Source organism: Streptomyces sp. WAC00040 (assembly GCF_056835925.1).
In genome coordinates this window covers 146,854-170,429 of sequence record NZ_JAKQZE010000003.1, presented here as the reverse complement: position 1 = coordinate 170,429, position 23,576 = coordinate 146,854, and the positions used below count along the sequence as shown (strand labels likewise).

Here is a 23,576-nt window from a genome sequence, read left to right as displayed (position 1 = left end):
TCCCGTCGCGGTGTGCTCGCGGACCCGGTGTCCCGCCGGCGGAACCCGTGCTCCCGCCGGTCGGCGGGAGGGCGAAGGGTTCATGGTGCAACCATCACCGGTGCGCGGAGCCCGCACCATCGGTTCCAGCACCCATTTATCGGGGGTCCGGCAGTGCATGGCGTGCGGGGCCGCGCGGCTCGGTGACCGGCGCGGACGGCTGCCGCTGCCGGTCGGCACAGGCTCCGGTGGCGCGGCAGGCCGAGCCGCCCCGAGTGCGGGCCGGGCCCGGCGGTGACCCATAGTGGATGGCACACCGCGAAGACTGTGGAGGTTCGGTACGCCGTGTCGCTGTTCTGGCGGATTTTCGCCCTCAACGCGCTGGTCCTAGGCCTGGCGACGGCGCTGCTGCTGTGGGCGCCGGTGACCGTATCGGTCCCGGTGCTGCTCACCGAGGCCGTCATCCTGGTGGGCGGCCTCGGCGTGATGCTGGTCGCCAACGCGGCCCTGCTGCGCATCGGACTGGCCCCGCTGGAGCGGCTCACCCGGCTCATGACCACCGTCGACCTGCTCCGGCCGGGCCATCGGCTGCCGGGGCCGCCCGGGCGGGGCGGCGTCGCCGAACTGATCAGCACCTTCAACGACATGCTGGAGCGGCTGGAGACCGAACGCGCCACCAGCAGCGCCCGCGCCCTGTCGGCGCAGGAGGCCGAACGCCGCCGCATCGCGCAGGAACTGCACGACGAGGTGGGCCAGAGCATGACCGCGGTGCTGCTCGCGCTGAAACGTGTCGCCGACCGGTCCCCGGAGCCCCTGCGGGCCGAGGTGCGGCAGGCGCAGGAGACCACCCGCGAAAGCCTCGACGAGGTGCGCAGGCTGGCCCGCCGGCTGCGGCCGGGTGTGCTGGAGGACCTCGGCCTGGTCAGCGCGCTCACCGCGCTGAGCGCCGACTTCGCCACCCACACCGGACTGCGCATCGAGCGCGACTTCGACCCCGGACTTCCGGCGCTCGCACGGGAGTCGGAGCTGGTGCTGTACCGCGTCGCCCAGGAAGGCCTGACCAACATCGCTCGTCACGCGGAGGCGGAGCACGTCCGGCTCGCCGTGCGCCGCACACCCGGCGCGGTCGTGCTGAGCATCGCCGACGACGGCCGCGGCACCGGCCTCGCACGCGAGGGCGCGGGGATCCGCGGCATGCGGGAACGTGCCCTGCTGATCGGCGCCACCCTCGAGATCGCACCGGGCGGCGCGGGCGGCACCCGGGTTTCCCTCTCCGTGCCCGAGGGCTCCGCGCCCGTCCCCGCGGAGTCCGCCGGCACGGAACGCGCCGGGAAGGAGGTGGCGTAGCCGTGCCCGACTCCGACGAGATCCGCATCCTGCTCGCCGACGACCACGCCCTGGTGCGGCGCGGCGTGCGGCTGATCCTCGACGGTGAGCCCGGCCTGCGGGTCGTCGCGGAGGCCGGCGACGGCGCGGAGGCGATCGCCATGGCCCGGAGCCACACCGTCGATCTGGCCGTCCTCGACATCGCCATGCCCCGCATGACCGGCCTTCAGGCGGCCCGTGAACTCGCCGCGCTCCAGCCCGGACTGCGCATCCTCATGCTGACGATGTACGACAACGAGCAGTACTTCTTCCAGGCGCTCAAGGCCGGGGCCTGCGGATACGTCCTGAAGTCCGTCGCGGACCGGGACCTGCTGGCGGCGTGCCGGGCCGCGATGCGCGGGGAGCCGTTCCTGTACCCGGGCGCGGTCACCGCTCTCATCCGCAACTACCTGGACCGGGCCAGGCAGGGCCACGAGACGCCCGACCAGATCCTCACCGCTCGCGAGGAGGAGGTCCTCAAACTCGTCGCGGAGGGCCAGTCCTCCAAGGACATCGCGGAGACCCTGTTCATCAGTGTCAAGACCGTTCAGCGCCATCGCGCGAACCTGCTGCGCAAGCTCGGCCTGCGGGACCGCCTCGACCTGACCCGCTACGCGATCAGGGCCGGCCTCATCGAACCCTGACGCGGCTCCGCACCTCGGCGCCTCTCGAACCCTGCCGGCCGCACACCCCCGACCGGTACGGCAGCCCTGCACCGGCGCCCAGGATGGGGGCCGGGACGCGAGGAAGGGCCGCCGAGTGGGCCGCCGCCCCCACCTCCTACACTCGGTCACTGCTCTCGGCCGCGGTCGGCGCGGCAGGAGGCCAACCCTGTGAAAGGACCCTGTTCGAGATGAGTTCCGCAGACCGTACCGAGGCACCGATCTACGCGGACCTGGTGGAGGAGCGTGGCGACGTTCCCGCGGAGGTCCGGCGGACCGCCGAGGAGACCCTGCGGGAAATGGGCCGGGTCATGGACTTCAGCGACGTGCTGGCCGGGCGCTAGGTCGGCCGACCGCCGGCGGGCGCACGATCCTGCCCGCCGGTGACGTGCGCCACCGCGCCCTGACGTCCGTACCGGCCGTCGGGCGGCTCGCACGGCAGGGCCCTGTCGAGTGGGGAGCGATCACGGGATATCTTGATGTCGAGCAATGTTGCAGACGTGGAGAGCGGAGCACCCGGTGACTGACTCGACCATCATTTACACGCACACTGACGAGGCGCCCGCCCTGGCGACGTACTCGTTCCTGCCTGTGATCCAGGCGTACGCATCGACGGCCGGTGTCACCGTGGAGACCCGTGACATCTCGCTCTCGGGACGGATCATCTCGCAGTTCCCCGAGTACCTCGCCGAAGGACAGCGCATCGACGACGCGCTCGCGGAGCTCGGGGCCCTGGCCAAGACGCCCGAGGCGAACATCATCAAGCTGCCGAACATCTCGGCCTCGATCCCGCAGCTGAAGGCCGCCGTCGCCGAGCTCCAGGAGCAGGGCTACGCGCTGCCGGACTACCCGGACGACCCGAAGACCGACGAGGAGCGCGACATCCGCGCTCGCTACGACAAGGTCAAGGGCAGCGCCGTCAACCCGGTCCTGCGTGAGGGCAACTCCGACCGCCGTGCCCCGGCGTCGGTGAAGAACTACGCCAAGGCGCACCCGCACCGCATGGGCGCCTGGACCGCCGAGTCGAAGACGAACGTCGCCACGATGTCCGCCGACGACTTCCGCTCCACGGAGAAGTCCGTGGTGATCGGCGACGCCGGTTCGCTGCGCATCGAGCTCAAGGGTGACGACGGCTCCACCACCGTGCTGCGCGAGTCGGTGCCCGTGCTCCCCGGCGAGGTCGTCGACGCCTCCGTGATGCGCGTCGCCGCCCTGCGCGAGTTCCTCACCGAGCAGGTCGCCCGCGCCAAGGCCGAGGGTGTGCTGTTCTCCGTGCACCTGAAGGCCACGATGATGAAGGTCTCCGACCCGATCATCTTCGGCCACGTGGTCCGCGCCTTCTTCCCGAAGACCTTCGCCCGGTACGGCGAGTCCCTCGCCAAGGCCGGCCTCACCCCGAACGACGGCCTCGGCGGCATCTACAAGGGCCTCGAGTCGCTCGCCGACGGCGCGGAGATCAAGGCGTCCTTCGACGCCGAGCTGAACGAGGGCCCGGCCCTCGCCATGGTCGACTCCGACCGCGGCATCACGAACCTGCACGTACCGAGCGACGTCATCGTCGACGCCTCCATGCCGGCGATGATCCGCACCTCCGGACACATGTGGGGCCCGGACGGCCAGGAGGCGGACACCGTCGCCGTGCTGCCGGACAGCAGCTACGCGGGTGTCTACCAGGTCGTCATCGACGACTGCCGTGCCAACGGCGCCTTCGACCCGTCCACCATGGGCTCGGTTCCGAACGTCGGTCTGATGGCGCAGAAGGCCGAGGAGTACGGCAGCCACGACAAGACGTTCGAGATCCCGGTCACCGGCACCGTGCGGGTCGTCGACGCCGCCGGCAACGCCGTGCTGGAGCAGGTCGTCAGCGCCGGCGACATCTTCCGGATGTGCCAGACCAAGGACGCGCCCATCAAGGACTGGGTGAAGCTCGCCGTCACCCGCGCCCGCGCGACCGGCGTCCCGGCCGTGTTCTGGCTCGACGAGAGCCGCGCGCACGACGCCCGGCTGATCGAGAAGGTCCGGACGTACCTGGCCGAGCACGACACCGAGGGCCTTCAGATCGAGATCATGTCGCCGGTGGAGGCGACCGCGTTCTCCCTGGAGCGCATCCGCCGCGGCGAGGACACCATCTCCGTCACCGGCAACGTGCTGCGTGACTACCTGACCGACCTGTTCCCGATCCTGGAGCTCGGCACCAGCGCCAAGATGCTCTCGGTCGTCCCGCTGATGAACGGCGGCGGACTGTTCGAGACGGGCGCCGGCGGCTCCGCCCCGAAGCACGTCCAGCAGCTCGTCAAGGAGAACTACCTGCGCTGGGACAGCCTCGGCGAGTTCCTCGCGCTGGCCGTGAGCTTCGAGCACCTCGCGACGACCACGGGCAACGCCCGCGCCAAGGTCCTCGCCGACACGCTCGACCGCGCCACCGGCACGTTCCTCAACGAGGACAAGTCGCCGAGCCGCAGGCTCGGCGGCATCGACAACCGCGGCAGCCACTTCTACCTGGCCCTGTACTGGGCCCAGGAGCTGGCCCGGCAGAGCGACGACGCGCAGCTCGCGGAGGCGTTCGCCGGTCTGGCCAAGACGCTCGGCGAGCAGGAGCGGACCATCGTCGACGAGCTGATCGCGGTGCAGGGCTCGCCGGCCGACATCGGCGGTTACTACCGTCCCGACGAGGAGAAGGCCGCGGCGGTCATGCGTCCGTCGAAGACCTTCAACCAGGCTCTGGCGATCCTGGCCTGACACGGCGGCGGGCGTACCGTCCGCCACCCGCGCATCCGCCCCGGCCGGCACTCGTGCCCGGCCGGGGCGGCCTGCGTCCGCACGGGATCACACGAGGGCGTACCCGGGAACACGGCAGTGCCGCAGCGCAGTTGACGTGAAGGACATGCCGGCCGGGCACGGCCCGGGACGGCGGCCGACCGTGGACGCACAAAGGAGTCACCCGTGGCACTCAGCCGTGAGGACCGAGAGAAGTTCCTGGCAGAGCCGCTCGTCGCCGCGCTGGCGGTCGACGCGGGGGAGGACGGCAGGGCACCCCTGACGGTGCCGATCTGGTACCAGTACGAACCGGGCGGCGACATCTGGGTCATGACCGCCCGCGACTCCCGCAAGGCGAAGGCGATCGAGGCCGCCGGCCGCTTCACCCTGATGGTCGACCGCGTCGAGCCGACGGTCCGCTACGTCTCGGTCGAGGGCCCGGTCGTCGAGAGCGTCCCGGCCACCAAGGAGCAGCTGGTGGAGATCTCGGCCCGCTATCTCGACCCCGCGAAGGTCGACGCCTATGTCGACTTCGCCTGGAAGGAGCACGGCGAGCAACTGGTCATCCGGATGCGCCCGCAGCGCTGGATCAGCTCGGACCTCGGGGAGGCATGACGGGCGGCGACCGGCGGGGCATGGAGCGAACACGCGGCGGATCCGGGACGTGGCGTGAGCGGCCGCTGCGAGGCGGGACATGAACGGCCGCGGCGGGCGGTGCCTTTCGCCGCCGCCCGCCGCGGCCGTTCGGCGTGTGCGCGGTCAGTCGCGCTGGACCATCGGCGGTCCCACGTAGTGGGAGCCCGACAGGCCGAGCGTCGCGTCGTACGCCAGCTTGTAGTCGCCGTTCTCGTCGTGGGCCTGGAGCGCGTCGGAGACGGCGTCGCGCAGGGCCTCGTCGCCCTTGGCCATGCCGATGCCGTACGGCTCCTCCGTGAACGGCTGGCCGACGACCTTCAACTTGCCCGCGTGCTGGGCGGCGTAGCCCTTGAGGATGGCGTCGTCGGTGGTGACGGCGTCGACCTTCCCCTCGAGCAGCTGTTTGACGCACTCGGTGTACTTGGGCGTCTCGACCGTCCGGGTGTTGTACTCCGGCTTCTTGATCTCACGGAGCGAGGTCGACCCCTTGGCCGAGCAGACCGTCTTGCCCTCCAGTGAGAAGGGTCCCGCGATCGTCCGGTCGTTCTCGCGGATCAGGAGGTCGGCGCCCGCCATGTAGTAAGGGCCGGCGAAGGCGACCTTCTTCTTCCGCTCCTCGTTCATCGTGTACGTCCCGACATACAGATCGACCTCTCCGTTCGAGATCGCCGCCTCGCGGACGCCGGTGTCCACCGTCTTGAACTCGATCATGTCGGCGGAGAAGCCGAGGTCCGCGGCGATCATCTTGGCGATCTCGATGTCGAAGCCGGACCGGTTGCCCTTCTCGTCCTCGAAACCGAGGAAGGGCTGGTCGTTCTTGGCGCCGATGACGAGCTTTCCGGCCTTCTGCGCCCTCTCCAGCGTCGGCGAGTCGATGTCGACACCCGTGGCGACCTTGTAGGTGGGCAGCTTGGGCAGGTCCTCGGCTTTCGCCTGCAGGGTGGGACCGTCACCGGCGCTGTCGGAGCCGCCGCCGCACGCGGTTGCGGTGAGTGCGACCGCGAGCACGGTGATCGCCGCGGCGGCGGACTTGTAGGCCTTCATGGTGCGACATCCTTCACTCGATTTTGCGAGGAGAGTAAGGAGTCGATGGTCCGAGTGTCATTACATCTGAGCTGAACTTGAGCATCACATTCCGGATACGGCCGGGCGTACCAGGCCCGCGCCCGCGGCGCGCCCCGGCGATCGTGCCGCGGGGCGCGCCCGTGGGGCGCGGTTCAGCCGACCCTGAAGGGCCGGGTGGCACCGCTGAAACCGGTGATCCTGCCGAACAGGCTCCTGGAGTCACCGAAGTGGACGATGCGGTACGTCCCCTCCGGCGTCCCCGGGGCCACCTTCCAGGTGACGACCGCCTTGGACGTGCCGGTCACGCCGTTCAGCCGCACCCAGCGGTACGTGGTGTCCCAGTCGCCGTCGTCCAGCCGGCGGACCCACCGGCCGTCCACCAGCCGCTGCACCTCGAGGAACGTGCCGCCACGGCGCAGGTTGTTCTTCGGATGGCCGGTCACGAACTCGGCGGTGACGGTGGCCCCCTGCCCGTACGACTCGGCCGGCTCGGCCAGCACGTCGCCGAACTTCCTGCCCGTCGGGGGGTTGTCCATCACCACGCCGGTCTGCAATGTCGTCTGACGGTCCGAATGGTCGGCCGGCGCGGGGCCGCGGCCGATGGTGGTGCCGTCCCTGAGCGAGGCCGCGAGCGAGGCGAACTCCTGCTGGTGGGCGGGCAGGGTGTACCTGCCGTAGAGCGTCGAACCGCCCTCGTACTGCTGGAGGTCGTACTCCTCCGGCGTGGTCACGTACTGGCTGTAGGCGTTCGCGTAGCCCTGCATCAGCACGTTCTCCAGCGGTACGCCCAGCTCCTGGGCGACCGTACGGCGGATGCGCAGGCCGGAGACGATCGTGTACTCGGCCGGGCCGGCAACGAGGTAGAACTGGCCGATCTTGACGATCTGCACCGGAAGGACCGTGGGCGTCGTCGGCGTGACCGCGTTGACCAGGCCGGTGGGCACCAAGTTCGCCTTCGGGTACTGGCAGCTCACCAGCCACTCGGGCGGGTCGATGTCGAAGGGCTCCAGCAGCTTCGCCACCGGGCTGTTCATGCCCTCCGTGAAGCCGGGGATCGCGGGCCCGTCCTCCACGCTGCCCGCGAGCGTCGAGGCGCCCACCATGGCCGGACAGGTGCGGTGTTCCTTGCCGTCGGGGGTGTACTTCCCGTCGACGGTCACCTGCTCCATGTTCACGAATCGCATCCGGGAGTCGACACCGCCGCTGAGCGGGACGGCGGCGGCGTCGTAGATCTCCTGCGCCTTGCGGAACTGCCGGTCGCCGATGATCCGGGTGTTCTCGAACTCGTCCTCTGTCGGGCCCGAGCCCGGCTTCAGGTTCAGATTGGGCGACATGTCACCGGCGTTGGTGTTGGGGAACGCCGCGACGAAGCCCTCCTTGTTCTCCAGGTAGCGCACACCCTGGTCGTCGTGCTCCCACTCGTACGCCGCGTAGCCCTTGTTGTCCGGGCTGAGCAGTGTGTTCTTGTTGGTGAGCGAGGTGTTGTGCGTGGCGAACCAGCTGATGGCGCCGATGTCGCGGTCGCCCTGGCGGAAGCGCAGCACGGTCATCGCCGGGTCGATCGCGCCGGGGAAGGCCGCCTTGTCGCCTGCCGGATTCTTCTCGAAGGCCGTTTTCGACCGGTTGACGCTCGCGTCGCCCAACTCGCCCCTGCCGAGGGTGATGGTGCCCGGTGCGAGGTCCTCATGGGCCTCGGCCACCGATTCGACGATCCCGTCGACGATCGCCCGGTAGGTGTCCTTCTGGAATCCGAGAGAGGCCAGGTTGTACGCGAGGTGGTGCGAGTGGCCGCCCGATCCGGCGTGCGTGTGTGTCGCGGACAGCAGCACGTTCTCTTCGCTGTAGAGCGAGCCGTAGCGCGCCTTCAGGCCGGCGACGACCCCTTGCTGCACGGCCTGGAAGATCATGGCCAGATCGGCGTTGACGTAGACGACCCGCTTCCCGCTGGTCCGGTCGGCGACCACGAACGCCCGGGAGCGCTGCCGCTGATGGATGCCCGACGCCTTCTGCTCGAAGCTCGAGTAGCCCATCATGCCCACCTCTGCGGCCTCTCCGGTGACATCGGATATGCCCCGGCCGACCAGGTAGGTCGTGGGCTCCGGCGCCGCCGAGCCGGACGCCGGGGCCCCGCCGGCCGGTGCCGCTCCCGGAACGGCCGCCAGGACCAGGGCGCCGAGCGACCCCGCGAGCAGTAGAGGGAGCGCCTTCGGGCTGGTTGTGGGGAACCGCATGCCTTCTCCCTCGTGCCGGATACCGGAACCGGTGCCGTCGGTGACAGGTGTGACCGACGGTAAGGGCGGTGGGCGGCCGGGGGAGAGGACCCAACCGGCCAGTAACGGGACTTCAGCGGCCACCGGCCTGTCCTCCAGCGGCCGAAATCCCTACAGTGGCGGCCCGGAGGTGAGCCGATGCCGTCGCACGAACCCGTACCCGCCGAGCGCACCCGCCGGCCGTCGGGCGCTCCGCTCACCGCCCGACTGGCGGACCCGCTGTACGGGTCCGCCACCATCACGCCCCATCTGCTGCGCTACCTCACCCTCGTGGCGGCGGAACGAGGGCACGACCTCGGCCCTTCCCTGCGCCGTGCGGGCCTGAGCGAGGCCGCCCTCAGCGCGGTCGGCCAGCGGGTGTCCTACCGTCAGGGCAGCTCCGTGATCAGGGAGGCAATGCGGGACCTCGGCGATCCCGCGCTCGGCCTCGCCGTCGGCCGCCGCCAAAGAGTCACCGCGTGGGGACTGGTGGGCCTCGGCCTCCAGGCGAGCCCGACCCTCCACGACGCCCTGCGTCTCGGCGTCCGCCACCACGGAGTCACCGGTTCCATGCTCGACCACCGCATGGAACCGGTGCCGGACGGCGCCGCCATCCTCGCGACCGTCCGGTACACCGACTCCGGCCTGCGGGCCTTCCTCCTCGAAGAGGCTTTCGGCAGCATCGTCGCCCTGATCAGGGACGCCTGGCACGAGGAGTTCGCACCGCACTTTCTCGCCGTACGGCACGACCGCCCGCCGTACGGCGACGAGTACGAACGGTACTTCCGCTGTCCCGTCACCTTCGGCGCGCCTGACGACCGGATCGTCTTCGGGTCGGAGTGTCTCAACAGCCCGCTGCCCGGCGCAGACGCGTACACCCTGGCACAGGTGGTCGAGCTCCTTGACGCGGCACGCACCCGCCGCCGGCAGCGGCAGGACCTGGTGCAGGGGCTGGAGGTGTCCGTCGCCCGCGGCCTGCCGCACGTCCCCCCTCTCGCCCAGCAGGCCCTGGCACGCGGCATGAGTGAGCGGACGCTGCGCAGAAGACTGGCGGAGGACGGCACCAGCTACGAGGCGCTCGTCGATTCGGTCCGGCTCGTACGGGCGGAGGAACTGATGACGACCAGCGACCTCCCGCTGCACCGGATCGCGGCCATGCTGGGCTTCAGCGACGCCCGGACCCTGCGCCGCGCCGTGGCCCGCTGGTTCGGTACCAGCCCCTCCGCGCTGCGGGGATCAGCGGCCCGCCGCCCGTGAGTCCGCCAGTCGCGCCCGCTCTGTCCGGTCCGTCCGGCTGCCCGCGGGCGGCTCGGCCCCCGGCTCCGGATGGGGCACCGTAAGTCCGGGGGCGCACAGCAGTCACCCGCCCCATACTTGATCCAGCGACGGCAGGGAAGGCGGTGCGGTGAGACATCCGGGATGGGGGCGGCGGACCGGAGGATCGACGCTGCGCCGCCGGGCGGCCGGTCTGGCCGAACGGTTCACCATGCACAACCGCCTCGAATGGCTCAGTCACGCCAGTACCGAGATCGGCACCACGCTCGACCTGGAACGGACAGCCCAGGAACTCGCCGAATTCGTCGTGCCCCGCCTCGCCGACGGTGCCGCCATCGACCTTCTGGAATCCGCGCTGCGCGGCGAGCACGTCCGGCCGGGCAGCGCCGGCGAGCGGCCCGTCATGCGGGCCATCGCCGTCGCCGCCGTTCCCGAGCTCATGGAGCTCGAGCCCGACCCCGTGGGCGAACTGACCCCGGTCAACAAGGACACGGTCGCGGTCAGTGCCCTGATGCGCCGGCAGCCGGTGCTCATGAGCCGGCTCGCCCGGGACGACTTCGCGCGGGTGGCGCCCACGGCACGGGCCGCCGAGAAGATGCGCGCCGCCGGGGTGCACAGCTACATGGTGGTTCCGTTGATCGCCCGCGGGGTGCTGTTGGGCGTCGCCGACTTCGTACGGGCGGGCCGCAGGCCGCCGTTCTCCCGCACGGATCTCGCGCTCGCCCTGCAACTGGCCTCCAGGGCCGCCGTCTTCGTCGACAACGCCCGCCTGTACAAGCGGGAGCGGGAACACGTCGTCAGCCTTCAGCGCAACCTGCTGCCCCGCACCACGCCGCGGACGCCCGGGCTCGACGTGTGCGCCGACTACGCACCGACCGCCGACGCGAGCGGCGTCGGCGGCGACTGGTACGACGTGATGGCGCTGCCCGGCGGCCGGACCGCTCTCGTCGTCGGCGACGTCATGGGACACGGGCTCGCCGCCGTGGCCACCATGGGCCGGCTGCGCGCAATCGCCCGCACCCTCCTCGCCCTGGACATCGTCCCGGAGCGGGTCCTCGCCCGGATGGACCTCGCCGCCCGTGACCTCGAGGACGACCAGGTCGCCACCTGCCTGTGCGCGGTGTACGACCCCGCCAACGGGGTGTGCACCATCGCCACGGCCGGCCACCCGCCGCCCCTGCTCGTCGACGCGGCGGGCAACGCCGACTACGTCGAGGTGCCGGTGGGAGCCCCGCTGGGCGCCGGCGTCATCCCCTACGACCCCGCGAAGGTCACCCTGCCCGCCGCGAGCCGGCTGCTGATGTACACCGACGGCCTGATCAAGACCCGAGCGACCGACATCGACGTGCAGCTCGCACGGCTGCGCAAGGCCGCGTCGGGCGCCGCTCCTGCCGTATTCCAGTCCTGCGGGCTGCTGGCCGGCGACTGGGGACCGGACAAACGCTTCGACGAAGCGGTCATGCTGGTCGCCACGGCGCACGACGCGCGCGCCGGCGAGAAGGTGGCCGTCTGGCCGCTTCCCGCCGATGCCACCGCCGCGTCCGCCGCCCGCCGGCTCGTGGTGGAGCAGCTGGCCGGATGGGGCCTCGACGGCCTCGCCGACACCACCGCACTCGTGGTCAGCGAACTGGTCGGCAACGCCCTGCGTTACGGCGGCGGACCGGGACAGCTGCGTCTCCTGCGCCACGAAAGGCTCGTCGTCGAGGTCTCCGACACCGGCCCCGACCTGCCGGTCATCCAGCACGCGACGCTCAACGACGAAGGCGGCCGCGGGCTGCAGCTCATCAACATGCTCTGCCGGCGCTGGGGTTCGTGCCGGACATCGGAGGGCAAGGTCGTCTGGGCCGAGCAGGACATCGTGCCCCCTGCCTGACCGATCCCCGCCCCAGCTGCCCGCGGTGGAACCAGCGGGGGCAGCGGCTCGTGTTACCCGCAGAGCACACCGCCGGGAAGAGGGGAGTCCACCGTGGCCGCGAGCGCCGTACGCGTCGACGGAAACAGTCTGCTGCTGGGCGGGGGAGTAAGGGTCCGGTTCATCAGGACGCTCCGCCTGCCCGAATCGGGGACGCACCAACTGCCGCCCGGGCTCGGTGAGTTCCCCGTACGGCGGGTCGAGGACCACATCGGCGCCGTGCCGCCCCGGATGCGCGAGCGCGGCGGCGTGATGCTGCCGGTCCATCTTCGCGAGGCGATGTGGCTCAGCTTCGCGGGCAGCAGCGAGCCCGCCGCCCTCCAGGTCGGCGTCGGCAAGGTGTGCGCCGTCTCCGGCAAGCCGTGGCGCGGCACACTGACCCGCAAGCCGCAGAACTATGTCGTGCTGCCCCGCCAGCCGTGGCTGGACGGTATCAACTCGGGCAAGGGCACGGTGCGTCAGTTCGTCGCCGTCCCGCTCGGCCTGGGAGCCACGGTGGAGGGGCAGGTCACCGGCGAGGAGACCTGGGGCGGCGTGCAGCTCCAGGCGTTCGGTCTGTCCGACGCGGCGCTGGCGGCCTGGCGCGAGGAGGAGCGGGTCCGCGCGGAACGGGCCGCACGTGCCACTCCGGTGTATCCGACGGCCGCGCCGCCCGGCGGCGCTCCCGCCCACGGGGCGCTGCCTCCGCCCGCTGCTCCTGCCTTCGGAGGGGCCCCGCCCGCCGCGCCCGCCGCGCCCGCCGCTCCCGGCGGTCCGCCGCGGGCCCGCTCCGCCGCGATGGGCCTCGGTGTGGGCGGCTCCATGCGGCAGGAGGTCTACCGCGACGACCGGCGTCTCTCCGACTGGGCGGACGAGCCCTCCGGTCGGGTGTTCGTCCACCTGGTGACCCCGCCGGAGTGGCGCCGCATCACCGGCGAGGAGCCGCCACCGTCCCCCGTCGACCGCGCGGCCTACACGCGTGCGGGACTGCCCTGGTACGAGTACTACGACGAGAGCGCGGCCGACCTGGCGCCGGCGGACCCCCTGAGCGGTGTGCAGCCGGTCGGCGACTGGCTCGGTGACGACCACGACCCCTGGCAGCCGCCGGCCCCGGGACAGATCGTGCCCCTCGGCGACGCACCGGGAAAGCCGGTCGCGGACGGCGACTGGTGACCGCCGTCCGCGACCTCACCCGTCAGGAGTGCGTCAGGGCAGCTTGGTGAACGGGGAGAGGAACGCCCTCGCGCCGGGGGCGTCCAGACGGTACGTCACATTGGTGGCGTAGCAGGGCGAGTCGCCCGTGATGGTCGTCGACACGAGGGTCAGCCGGCCCTTCAGCGTGGCGAAGTTCGGGCCGCCGGAGTCGCCGTAGCACGCCCCGCCGTTGCCCTGGGGCGCGGTCATGGCCAGGCGTATCCACGACTTGTTGAGCGCGTCGAAGGTGACGGGGGCCTTCATCCGGACGCCGCCGCCCGGGTGGGTGTGGCCGCCCGGCGCGCGCACGGCCTCCTGCGTCCCGTAACCGGCGACGACGAACGGGGTGTCGTTCAGCCCCTGCGTCCCGAGCGTGTCGAGGGCGCCGGCCTCCGGCAGCACCGCCGGGGTGAAGGACCAGCGGGCCCGCATCTTCGCGGCCGGCACCTCGACTACCGAGATGTCATGGGTGTCCGCCGCCGGACCCGGGTAGCCGGGGTGGTTGTGGGCGGTGCCCTCGACCGCAACGGCGTCCGCCACGGCTGCCGGGTCGTCGGGGTGCCGGGCGGCGGCCCGGTCCAGACCCGCCTGCACGTCCTGGTCGAGGGAGACGTAGAACCGCACGTTCTCCGGCCAGTCGGTGGTGCAGTGGGCCGCGGTGAGGAAGGTGTCCGCGTCGATCATCGTGCCGGAGCACACCCAGTCGACCCGGTCCGGCGTCGCCGGGTCGTTGTCGGCGTCCCAGGTGGCGACGAGGGCTCCGACCTCGGTGCGCTCGGGAGCGGGTGTCGCGTTGTACGAGTTGATCGCCGAGGACGGCAGGGCGACGCCAAGGACGATGGCGCAGGCGGCGGCGCTGACGCCGGTCAGGCGTACGGGCAGGGCAGTCAAGGGAAACCCTTCGGGTCAAGGGACGGTTGCTCTCCTGTGGGGTGATCGACAGTGAAGCGTGCCGGACACGGCACGGCAAGAGTCCCGGACACCGCAAACCGGCGGATCGCGTGCCGTGGCCCCGCAGCCAGGGCGCGCGCTCCTTCAAAAGGGAGGTCGGTCGGTCAGCCGGTCACAGGCGCTGCCAGAGCGCCGGGACGTAGACGGTGCCCGCCGCCCAGGTCCCGCCCGCGGGGCTCCCCGGCCCACCCGGGCCCGTGGTGGTCTTCAGCGTCAGCCCGTATCCCTGGAGCAGCGGCCCGGAGGCGACGCCCTTCGCCTTGGTTCCGGAGATCAACTCCAGCCGCTACCCCGGCACGACCTCACGCTGATCACGCACGAGGTCGTAAGAAGCCGCGCCGTCCTTTGAGGCAGTGCCGTACCCCGGCGAATCGTTCCTGTCCTCCGTTGATCGAGTGCGGGACCAGCATGACGATCAAGCAGCGTGACCGAGGCAACCCATACAGCCCCACCCGCAGCGTCGGCCCGGCCGGCACGTGCGTGGCCGGACCGTGAGCCGTCCCGGGCTGCGGCCCGGTCACATGCCGAGCGCGCCGCGCAGACCCACTCGGTCGGTTCCCAGTTTGGTGAAGACCGCGGACAGCAATTTCGCTACGGCATCCTCGCCGGTGCCGAGCTCAACGGCGATCGCCGCGTTGCCGAGTCCGAGCGCGGCGTGGCGCGCTGCCACGCTCTCCGCTTCGGAAAGGGTGTCCTGTTCCGTGGCCCGGCGGCGACGCGGGCGCAGTCCGGCGGCGGCGAGCTCGGCCCGTGCGCGGCTTGCGAGGGCGTCGGCGCCGCAGCCGGTCGCGGCTTCCATGCCGGAGTAGAGCTGATGGGCGGCGCGCTCCAGGTTGCCCAGGGCATGCAGGGCGGTGCCGTGGTCGATGAGCGCGTGGGCGAGTTCGTACGCGGCCGGCGACTTCTCGAGGTGCTCGACCGCTTCCTGGAGGAGGACGACCGCCTCGACCGGGTCGGTGGTCGCCGCCTGGACGCGCAGTGCGTGACCAATGACGCCGGCGGTGCCGAACGCGCGGGCTCGCGCGACCGCCTCCTCTGCGGTGGCACGGGCCTTCTCGGGTGAATGCTTGGCCTGCGCCAGGGCGAGGTCGAGTTGCCAGGGGCTCCACGCGGGGTTGCGTGTGCCTCGGCTGTCGAGGCGCCGGCCGGCTTCGGCGAGCTGCCGCTCGGCCTCGTCGTTCATGCCGCGGGCCAGGAGGAGCTTTCCCCACACGGCTTGGGGGTCGGGATAGATGACCGAGTTGGGGAAGTCCGTTCCGAAGCCGTAGGCCTCGGCAACGCGCTGGGCCTCCGCGGTGTCTCCGTGGGCGAGCTGGGTCTCGATGAGCGTGCCGACCGCCTGCCACTGGGCGGGGATTCCGCGCCCCACCCGGTCGGCGATCTCAAGTCCCTGGCGTACGAAGTCCTCCGCTTCGGTGAGCCGTCCCCGCCGGTAACGGACGTAGCCGAGCAGGGTATAGGCGAAGGACAGGTGCGCGCCGCGCCATCCTCGTGCTTCGAACTCGGTGATGGCATCGCCGAACAGCTCTTCGGCCCTGCCCGGCTGATCGCAGTACATGAGGGTGAGAGCGATGACGGCCGGCACCTCGAACCCGAAGTCCTGGTCGGTCCAGCTCAGACCGCCGTCCAGAGCCCGTTCCGCGCACTGCAGTGCCCTGGCGGAGGGTTCGCCGCGCATGACGCAGTCCCAGCCCCGCAGCCCGAGGATGTGGCGTTCGGCGAGGCTGTGGCCGGTCAGGCGCTTGGCGAGCTGGGCCAGCAGCCGGGAGCGGGCCGGTGAGTCCTGCTCGTCGATACGGACCGCATTCCATTTGAACTGCTCGGCCTGCATACGAAGTTTGGTGCGGGCGCTGGCGGTGCGGCGGGCCTCGTCCGCGAGGAGTTCGGTCGCCTCGGCCAACTTGCCGGTGTGGGCGAGGGCTTGGGCGAGCCGGTAGACGACGGCTTCCCGCAGGCCCTGCTCGATCTCGGGCTCTTCCAGCGCGGCGCGCAGGTGGTTGACGGTGGTTGTGGGTTCATGGAGCAGACCGGCCGAGCCGAGTTCGAACAGCACTTGGGCCCGGTCCTCGGGAATCGGCGGTTCACGCAGAGCGCGGGCCAGATAGCGGCGGGCGGCGTCGGGGGCTCCTGCGGAGAAGTTTTCTCGGGCGGCCCGACGCAACTGCTGCACGACCCATGGGTCGCCTTCCGGGTGCATCTCCAGCATGTGGCGGGCGGCGGCTCCGGCGCCTAGGCCGGCGTCGATCACGGCCTTCGCCGCCATGCCGTGCATGGCGACGCGTACGCCCGGACGGATGGACCGGTACACGGCGGTGGCGATCAACGGATGGAAGAACTCCACGACCTCGTCGCGATTCACCGTGGTCAGGACCGTCAGGATGCGCGCTGCGTGCAGTTGGTCGATGGCCTCGTTGATCTGAGCGTCGCCGAGCGCGGCGACGCTCGCTGCGATCCTGGTGGAAATACCGGTGCCGAGCACCGCTGCGGCCCAAGCGAGCCGGACGGTGGAGGGACCGAGCTGTTCGAGCCGTTCGATGAGCCCGCTGCCCTTGACGGCCGAAGCGAGATCACGGAGGTGGGGAATGTTGTCCCGTTGTGGCTTCAGGCCACGCTCGCGGGCCTTCGCGGTGAGCTCGACGACCTCGAACGGGTTTCCACCGGTGATCGTCCAGCATTCCCGGCAGAACAGGTCGTCGGTGCCGTCGCCGAGGGCGCTGCGCACCATGTGCGCCACCGCACTCGATGTGAGGGGCTCCAGCTGGTGCGGGCGTGCCCCGTGGCGTGAGGCCAGGGTGTGCAGCACGGTGGCGTCGGGAGGGAGCTCATCCGGCCTGCAGGCCACGACGATCAGCATCCCCAGATGCTCGGCGCGTGTGGCGAAGGCGGTGAGCCACGCGAGGGATTCCGCGTCTGCCCAGTGCGCGTCGTCGAGGATCAGCACGACGGGCGTGGAGCGCACCGACAGTCGGGTGACGACCCAGTCGAGACCGTCGCGCACGCCCTGGGGGTCAGGTGCGGCACCGTCCTGCGGGACGGTCAGACCGATCGCCGGTGCGACGATGCCGTACCAATGCCCCAGGATCTCGCGGTGCTCGCCCTCGCTCATGGCGGCGACCGTGGGCTGGATGAGCTGGCGCACCACATGAAACGGCACCTGCTTCTCCTGCTCGCCGCCGCGCGCGGACAGCACCGTGCAGCCGCGTTCGGTGGCGTGTCGGCGCGCTTCGGCGAGCAGGGTGGTCTTGCCCAGTCCGGCTGGTGCTGCGAAGACGAGCACCCCGCCCCGTCGCACACCCGAGCCGTTGGCCGAGGATCCGTACAACTGGTCCAACGCACGCCGGATCGCGCGGACTTCGGATTCCCGTTCGAGAATGGGCTGGTCATCCCATCCTTGCTGCTCCACGACCTGTGTCACATCTGGCCCCTCAAACGCGTGCCGCCGAGTGTACGGTCAGAGGGGTCGGGTGATACTCTTTGCGACCATTTTCAGGGAAATCGGCCACTCATTCGTGGGCGAGCCTGTACCCTCCGCTGACGCAGCCGCAGGCACGGAGTCGCGAGACCGGCGCGAAGGCGCACGGACCGTATGCCGTCAGTGTCGTGGGAGGGGAATCATGGCCAGCGCATCCGGCTGCGGGATACCTGCGGGAACCTCGCGCACCGTGGTGCCCGGAGCGTGGACCAACCGCCACCGGGATGCCACGCTCGCCACGGCGATCACAATCTCCGACGCCGCGAAGGAATCCCCGATGCATTTGTGCTGACCGGCCCCGAACGGAATGAACCTGTGAGGGCGTGGCCGGTCCGCCGATTCGGTGCTCCAGCGATCCGGATCGAATTTCCGGGGCTCGTGGAACAGTGCGGGGTCCCGATGGAGCGCGTAGGGGCTGTAGCCCAATTCGGCTCCGGCCGGGATCGAGGTGCCACCGATCCGCACCGGAACCAGGGCGCGCCTGGTGAAAAGCAGTGGCGAATGCAGGCGAAGTGCCTCCTGGAACACATTGGTCGTATACGTGAGACGGGCGATGTCGGAGGGACGGACGGGCCGCGTGCCGACCACTTCGTCGACTTCGGCGTGCAGGCGCTTCTCCACCTCCGGATGGCGGGCGAGTTCATGGAAGATCCAGGACAGCACCGTGGCCGACGTCTCCGTCGCTGCGAAGAAGATGGAGATCACTTCGTCCCGCACCTGCTCGTCGCTCATCGTCTCGCCCGTATCGGCGTCCACGGTGGACAACAGCAGAGACAGGAAGTCGTCACGGCCCGTCTCCCCGGTGCCGTACCGCGCGATCACCTCGTCGATGATCCGGCGCAGCCGTGCGGCGGCCGCGTCGAAACGCCGGTTCATCGCGATCGGGAACCGATCCAGCGACTTCGGCATGATCGCTCGCCTGAGGATGCCCTCCACGAGGATGGGGAATGAGCGGTGCACTTCCTCGACAGCCGACCGTCCGAGGTCGCCGGAGAAGATCATCGCCGCGACCGAGGACAGCGCGAAACGGCGCATCTCCGTCGTCACCGAGATGCCTTGTCCGGCGGTCCACGAGGTGGACATCTCGTCCGCCTGTCGGCACATCATCTCCGCGTAGGCGGCGATGTGATTGCGGTGGAACGCGGGTTGCAGCAGACGGCGCTGCTTGCGGTGGAACTCGCCGTCGGTCAACGGAAGACCGTTGCCGAACAGCGGGCGCAGCCTGTCGAAGACCCTGCCGCGCCCGAAGTTCTTCGCGTCACCGACGAGTACGGTCTGGATCAGGTCCGGGCTGGTGAGGACATGGACGGGCCAGGTGGCCACGTCGACCCTCACGATGTCGCCGTGCGTCCGCAGCGACTCCAGGAACGCTATCGGCCTGCGCCACAACTGCAGCGCGTGGCCGATGACGGGAAGGCTCCCCGGTGCCACCGCCGCGTCGCGTGTCGGATTGCCGTGCGCCACGCGCCACCTCTCCGTCGTACCGCTCATATTCCTTGGACCAGATCCGGGCGGGTGTACGTGGACTCGAGGCCCGAGACCCACCGTTCATCGCTGTAGCGGGTGCATTCGTACCTTTGCCAGAGGTCCGCGCCGATCATCCATTCCTGATAGCTCTTCACGCAGCGCGCGACTCCGGCACGCACCGAGGGGTCTGTCACAGCGAGCGCCTCCAGCACCTCGGGCAGAGCCTGTGCGGCGGTCAGGAAGTCCTCGACGCGCGAGCGGGTGCGCTCCTGGACGGCGAGCACGGCCTGTGGCAGTGACCACTCGTTCCACCACGCAAGGAGGGAGACGAGGTTGTTGTTGTCCCCGCAGGAGAACTCCTTCCGCAGGGAGAAGACGTCGTTGCCCCATGAGATGACGTCCAGGGCACTGCTCAGGAGTTCCTGGAACACCGAGCTGTTGTACACCTCCGGGGGAACCTCGATGCCCAGGCCGGCCTCCACCATGTCCATCATCGGCAGCAATTGGGAGCTGTGCCGGCGCATACGGACGTAGTCGTCGATCGTCGGCTGCTGTGCGGCGTTCCGGTTGACCGCCTCTTGGTCGAGGGAGCGCAGCATGAGAGGGATGTGTGCTCTGTAGCGCTCGCGGATGCTCGACGGCATCTCGGCCAGGATGCGGTCGCACAGGTCGATGAATCCGGCCACCAGTGGATTTCGGACCAGCTGCGGCGCGCTCTCGATCTTCCCCGTGGCGAGATACCCGGTGATCGCATCGGTGAGGGGACGCCACACCTCCACCCGATCTGCTCTGATGAGGTGGTCGTGCTGGTCATCGAGTACGAACGACCAGGCCATCCACTCGGCAAGCAGCACGACGTGCCGGTAGCGCGCCTCATGACACACCCGCCCGGACAGGTGCCCGAAACCGATGCCGGCGAACTGCTCCGCCGCGTCGGTGATCAGTCCATGGTGAAGCGCCCACGAAGTCGCCTCGTCGTTGGCCTGATCCGATTGCGGATGCTTGGAGGATTCGAACGGGAGATGAAAATCTGGAATGGTGAAGGAGTCAAGAAGGGTCACAAATCTCTCCATCAAGGAATCCGAATTCGATACTTCCCGCCAAATTCTTCTCACGTTCACGAGCGGGTATCGCAAGCTCGGCTGGGGTAGGTTCACAGGCTTCACGATCACTCGGCCGCAAAATCGGTCGATTCACACCCCCGTGCGAGAACATCCGGCGCCTCATGTGGTCAATTAACGCGCGGAACCGAGCATACTGTCAATATAATCCGGACGCGGAATACCCGGGCGCAACGGCAATCGCCGGAGGCCTATTCGAAGAGTCATATGCGAATGCCATAATTGCTGCATCAGGGGTCCGACACGCCGTCCACACCCGCGCGGGGGCGCGGTACTTACCGGAGGCCACCAGGTCAGAGGGATCCATCGTCATGGCCTGAGTGAGGAAGATCAGGCCGGCGGAATCGAAGCCTTCACACTCCTGTCAGGTATCCGGGGGCCGCCCGTGAGCTGCCTCCGGCCTGGCCGGCGCCGAAATCAGCGACCCCCTTGCTGGATGCACCAAGCCAGAGTTCACGCACGCGTGGGAGGGTCTGCTCGATCGTGGTAGCCCCGAAGAGTCACTCGTCGTGCCTTTCGGGGCCACGGCCACACGGCGAAGAGCAGCGGCGTCCTGTATCCATCGGCAGCCGGCAGCACCACCCGCGAGGGCAGGCTGACCAGAAACCGTGTCAGCGTCGCCAGGCTCCCGGAGGGAACCGAGAACAGCAGGCGGCCGGTGCTTTTCTTGCTGGATGTATGTGAAGCCGGACAAGCCCTTGCCCGGCGGCAGCTCACTGAATTCGCTGCCCGCCGCCGACAGGACACCCGTACGGAATGTGCGGGTCATCGGAGCCTGCAGCAGCGACGCCATCACCTACGGCGCCCGCTTCACCACCGCTGCCGCCGAAATCTTGAGCCGACTCGCCGACGGCGACCTCGATATCAGCTCCACCCAAGAATTCGTGCCAATTGCCGCCTTCGCCGGGGCCATCGACCGGCCCCTCGCCCATGCGGACGCCGTCGCAGGCCGTCCCCGCCAGAACGTCTCCGCGGGCGTACGGGCCGCTACACGGGCGGGGCGCCGTCCGTTTCGCCGGGCAGCGAAGGAAAGTTCTGCTCCGTCCAGACCGTCTTGCCGTCCCGCGAGTGCCGGGTGCCCCAGCGCGCCGTGAGCTGCGCGACGAGAAGCAGCCCCCGCCCACCCTCGTCGGTGCTCCGGGCCCGCCGCAGATGCGGCGAGGTGCTGCTCGTGTCGGAGACCTCGCAGATCAGCCGCTGATGGTGGATGAGGCGCAGCGTCAGCGGTCCGCCGCCCGCGTAGCGGTAGGCGTTGGTGACCAGCTCGCTGACGATCAGCTCCGTGGCGAAGGCCATGGCCTCGAGTCCCCACGCCGCCAGCTGGTCCGCCGTGAGCCGGCGGGCCCGGGCGGGCGCCGTCGGCTCCGCCGGAAGTACCCAGGTGGCCACCGACTCCGGCGCCAGGGTGAGCGTCCGGGCCAGCAGCAGCGCGACATCGTCGGTGGGCCGCACCGGCAGCATCCGTTCGACCACCGCCTGCGCCATCTCCTCCACCGGCCTGCGCGCACCGGAGATCACGGCGCACAACGCGGCCAGCCCGGCATCCACGTCCTGGTACGCGCCCTCCACCAGCCCGTTCGTGTAAAGGGCGAGCACGCTGTTCTCCGGCAGCGTCAGTTCGGCCGACTCGAACGGGAGCCCGCCCAGCCCGAGCGGGGGACCGGCCGGCAGCTCGGCGACGGCGGCCTCTCCCTCCGGCGTCACCACCACCGGCGGCGGATGGCCGGCACGGGCGACGGAGCAGCGCCTGCTCACCGGGTCGTAGACGGCGTACAGACACGTCGCGCCGACCACCTGCTCGCCCGGTGCGCCCTCGATGTCCTGCTCCTGCTCCCCGGCCAGCCTGTTCACCAGGTCGTCGAGATGGGAGAGCACCTCGTCGGGGTCGAGATCGAGGTCGGCCAGGGTGTGCACGGCCGTACGCAGGCGGCCCATGGTGGCCGCGGCGTTGATCCCGTGCCCGACGACGTCGCCCACCACCAGGGCGACCCTGGCACCGGACAGCGGGATGACGTCGAACCAGTCGCCGCCGACCCCCGTGGCGCCGCCCGCCGGCATGTAGCGGTGGGCGACGACGACGGCCGGATGGACGGGCAGTTCACGGGGCAGAAGGCGGCGTTGCAGCGCCAGCGCGGCACGGTGCTGTTGGGTGAAACGGCGGGCGTTGTCGAGGGAGAGCGCGGCCCGGGCGGCGAGCTCGCCCGCCAGGGTGAGGTCGTCCTCCTCGAACGGCTCCGGCAGCTGCGACCGCCACAGACTGACGAAACCGAGGACGAGCCCGCGTGCCTTCAGCGGCACCACCATCAACGAGTGCATGGTGCCCGGCGGCACCTCACCCTGCCCGAGAGCCCTGGCGTTGTCGGACACCTCGATGGAGGGCTCGAGCACAGGCAGCCCGGTGGACAGGCACCTGCCCTGCGGCGTGTCCTCGGGGAACGTGTTGACAGTCCCCACCCGGAACAGCAGCCGCTCCGTCTCCGCGGTAACGGTCAGGGACGCGGTCCTGCGCACCGGCCCGGCGCCTCCGTCCTCGACGGGTTCCTCACCGCGGCTGACCGATTCGAGCAGGTCGACCGACACACAGTCGGCCAGTTCGGGAACCGCCGCCCGGACGAGCTCCTGCGCGGTCGTCTCCACGTCCAGGGTGGTGCCGACGCTGGCGCCGGTCTCGGTGAGCAGAGCAAGTCGGCGACGCGCCCGGTGGCGGTCGGTGACGTCCTCGACAAGGTCCGTCACGCCCAGCACCCTGCCGGCCGCGTCCTCCACACGGAACGCGGACACCGAGACGAACCGCTCCCTGCCGGGGTTCACCGCCATGCGGCACGGCTGCTCGGTGAAGATCATCGGGCTGCCGGTCTCCAGCACCTTCCGCAGCCCCGCCTCCACGATCCGGGCGTCCGCCTCGACGAGGAATTCACCGATCCGGTGACCGCGCGCCTCCTCGGGGGTGACGCCGCCGATGCGTGCGATGGCCCGGTTGATCCGCAGGATGTTCAGGTCCGTGTCGTGCACGGCCAGACCGATCGGGGACCTGCGGAACAGCCCGTCCATCACGGACCGGTCGATCTCCCACTGCACCACCTCCTCGGCCGGCGCGGCCACCAGGTACCACTCGCGGCGGCCTTCCGCCCGGATCACCTGACGGGCCCGGATCCCGAAGCCGACCCTGCGGCCCTCACGGGTCCTGACGGGGACGGTCCCGAACCAGCCGCGCCGCCGGACGCAGGCAGCGCCGGCTTCGAGGACCTCCGCGTGGTCGTCGGGGTCGACCAGGACCTCCACCGCCGGACGGCCGAGCACCTCCTCGGCGGACCAGCCGACCAGCGTGCGGGCACGTTGGCTCCAGCCGATCACCAGGCCGTGGCGGTCCAGCACCACGGAGGCGGCTCGACCGTGCGAGTACGGGTCCTCCGGGCTCTCACTGATCCGGGTCACGGGTCCTGTCATCGCTCCTATCCTCCGCCCGGTCCTACGGGGACGCGAGCGATGAAT

At 70.4% G+C, this 23,576-nt stretch carries 16 protein-coding genes; 8 read left to right on the top strand and 8 right to left on the bottom strand.

Going from position 1 to position 23,576, the window contains the following annotated elements:
- The first annotated feature begins 324 nt into the window (after window positions 1-324).
- The 5 genes from MDN94_RS26205 to MDN94_RS26185 all read left to right on the top strand — a co-directional run bounded on the left by MDN94_RS26205 (window position 325) and on the right by MDN94_RS26185 (window position 5,378).
- Window positions 325-1,326 carry a HAMP domain-containing sensor histidine kinase gene (locus tag MDN94_RS26205; protein ID WP_482728364.1) on the top strand — a complete coding sequence of 334 codons (1,002 nt, stop codon included), beginning with the start codon at window positions 325-327 and terminating at the stop codon, window positions 1,324-1,326.
- 2 nt (window positions 1,327-1,328) lie between these two features.
- Window positions 1,329-1,988: a response regulator gene (locus MDN94_RS26200; RefSeq protein ID WP_482728363.1), complete on the top strand. Its 660-nt coding sequence runs from the start codon at window positions 1,329-1,331 to the stop codon at window positions 1,986-1,988.
- Window positions 1,989-2,197: 209 nt separating this feature from the next.
- The gene (locus tag MDN94_RS26195) at window positions 2,198-2,350 is read left to right on the top strand and encodes a hypothetical protein (RefSeq protein WP_482728362.1); all 153 of its coding nucleotides are present in this window, start codon (window positions 2,198-2,200) and stop codon (window positions 2,348-2,350) included.
- A 175-nt stretch (window positions 2,351-2,525) separates the two neighbouring features.
- Window positions 2,526-4,745, top strand: coding sequence for an NADP-dependent isocitrate dehydrogenase (locus MDN94_RS26190; protein WP_482728361.1), 2,220 nt, complete (start codon window positions 2,526-2,528; stop codon window positions 4,743-4,745).
- A 204-nt stretch (window positions 4,746-4,949) separates the two neighbouring features.
- The gene (locus MDN94_RS26185) at window positions 4,950-5,378 is read left to right on the top strand and encodes a pyridoxamine 5'-phosphate oxidase family protein (protein ID WP_441264694.1); all 429 of its coding nucleotides are present in this window, start codon (window positions 4,950-4,952) and stop codon (window positions 5,376-5,378) included.
- A 144-nt stretch (window positions 5,379-5,522) separates the two neighbouring features.
- Here MDN94_RS26185 and MDN94_RS26180 read toward each other — a convergent pair whose 3' ends face one another.
- Together MDN94_RS26180 and MDN94_RS26175 are read right to left on the bottom strand one after the other, a co-directional pair.
- Window positions 5,523-6,443: a glutamate ABC transporter substrate-binding protein gene (locus MDN94_RS26180; protein ID WP_482728360.1), complete on the bottom strand. Its 921-nt coding sequence runs from the start codon at window positions 6,441-6,443 to the stop codon at window positions 5,523-5,525.
- A gap of 173 nt (window positions 6,444-6,616) precedes the next feature.
- Window positions 6,617-8,695: a neutral/alkaline ceramidase gene (locus MDN94_RS26175; RefSeq protein WP_482728359.1), complete on the bottom strand. Its 2,079-nt coding sequence runs from the start codon at window positions 8,693-8,695 to the stop codon at window positions 6,617-6,619.
- 177 nt (window positions 8,696-8,872) lie between these two features.
- On the opposite strand from MDN94_RS26175, the gene MDN94_RS26170 reads away from it, so the two are divergent.
- The 3 genes from MDN94_RS26170 to MDN94_RS26160 all read left to right on the top strand — a co-directional run bounded on the left by MDN94_RS26170 (window position 8,873) and on the right by MDN94_RS26160 (window position 13,052).
- Window positions 8,873-9,970, top strand: a complete 1,098-nt coding sequence (locus MDN94_RS26170; RefSeq protein WP_482728358.1) for an AraC family transcriptional regulator — start codon at window positions 8,873-8,875, stop codon at window positions 9,968-9,970.
- A 229-nt stretch (window positions 9,971-10,199) separates the two neighbouring features.
- Entirely contained in the window at window positions 10,200-11,861 is a 1,662-nt protein-coding gene (locus tag MDN94_RS26165) for a SpoIIE family protein phosphatase (protein WP_482729086.1), read from the top strand.
- A 93-nt stretch (window positions 11,862-11,954) separates the two neighbouring features.
- Window positions 11,955-13,052 carry a hypothetical protein gene (locus MDN94_RS26160; protein ID WP_482728357.1) on the top strand — a complete coding sequence of 366 codons (1,098 nt, stop codon included), beginning with the start codon at window positions 11,955-11,957 and terminating at the stop codon, window positions 13,050-13,052.
- A gap of 33 nt (window positions 13,053-13,085) precedes the next feature.
- On the opposite strand, the gene MDN94_RS26155 is transcribed toward MDN94_RS26160, so the two are convergent.
- The 6 genes from MDN94_RS26155 to MDN94_RS26130 form a co-directional block, all read right to left on the bottom strand.
- Window positions 13,086-13,964 carry a trypsin-like serine protease gene (locus tag MDN94_RS26155; RefSeq protein ID WP_482728356.1) on the bottom strand — a complete coding sequence of 293 codons (879 nt, stop codon included), beginning with the start codon at window positions 13,962-13,964 and terminating at the stop codon, window positions 13,086-13,088.
- Window positions 13,965-14,136: 172 nt separating this feature from the next.
- Entirely contained in the window at window positions 14,137-14,301 is a 165-nt protein-coding gene (locus tag MDN94_RS26150) for a hypothetical protein (protein ID WP_482728355.1), read from the bottom strand.
- 240 nt (window positions 14,302-14,541) lie between these two features.
- On the bottom strand, window positions 14,542-17,439 hold the full coding sequence (locus MDN94_RS26145; protein ID WP_482728354.1) for an ATP-binding protein: 2,898 nt from the start codon (window positions 17,437-17,439) through the stop codon (window positions 14,542-14,544).
- A gap of 177 nt (window positions 17,440-17,616) precedes the next feature.
- Window positions 17,617-18,987 carry a cytochrome P450 gene (locus MDN94_RS26140; RefSeq protein ID WP_482728353.1) on the bottom strand — a complete coding sequence of 457 codons (1,371 nt, stop codon included), beginning with the start codon at window positions 18,985-18,987 and terminating at the stop codon, window positions 17,617-17,619.
- Entirely contained in the window at window positions 18,984-20,024 is a 1,041-nt protein-coding gene (locus MDN94_RS26135) for a terpene synthase family protein (RefSeq protein ID WP_482728352.1), read from the bottom strand. Before MDN94_RS26135 ends, MDN94_RS26140 begins: the two co-directional genes overlap by 4 nt.
- Window positions 20,025-21,071: 1,047 nt before the next feature.
- Window positions 21,072-23,531: a SpoIIE family protein phosphatase gene (locus MDN94_RS26130; protein WP_482728351.1), complete on the bottom strand. Its 2,460-nt coding sequence runs from the start codon at window positions 23,529-23,531 to the stop codon at window positions 21,072-21,074.
- Window positions 23,532-23,576: the final 45 nt, after the last annotated feature.

Bases quoted from the DNA above. Each gene is read 5' to 3' on its own strand.
- MDN94_RS26195 (WP_482728362.1), top strand. From the start codon at position 2,198: ATGAGTTCCGCAGACCGTACCGAGGCACCGATCTACGCGGACCTGGTG.
- MDN94_RS26180 (WP_482728360.1), bottom strand. From the start codon at position 6,443: ATGAAGGCCTACAAGTCCGCCGCCGCGGCGATCACCGTGCTCGCGGTC.
- MDN94_RS26175 (WP_482728359.1), bottom strand. From the start codon at position 8,695: ATGCGGTTCCCCACAACCAGCCCGAAGGCGCTCCCTCTACTGCTCGCG.
- MDN94_RS26170 (WP_482728358.1), top strand. From the start codon at position 8,873: ATGCCGTCGCACGAACCCGTACCCGCCGAGCGCACCCGCCGGCCGTCG.
- MDN94_RS26165 (WP_482729086.1), top strand. From the start codon at position 10,200: ATGCACAACCGCCTCGAATGGCTCAGTCACGCCAGTACCGAGATCGGC.
- MDN94_RS26140 (WP_482728353.1), bottom strand. From the start codon at position 18,987: ATGAGCGGTACGACGGAGAGGTGGCGCGTGGCGCACGGCAATCCGACA.
- MDN94_RS26130 (WP_482728351.1), bottom strand. From the start codon at position 23,531: ATGACAGGACCCGTGACCCGGATCAGTGAGAGCCCGGAGGACCCGTAC.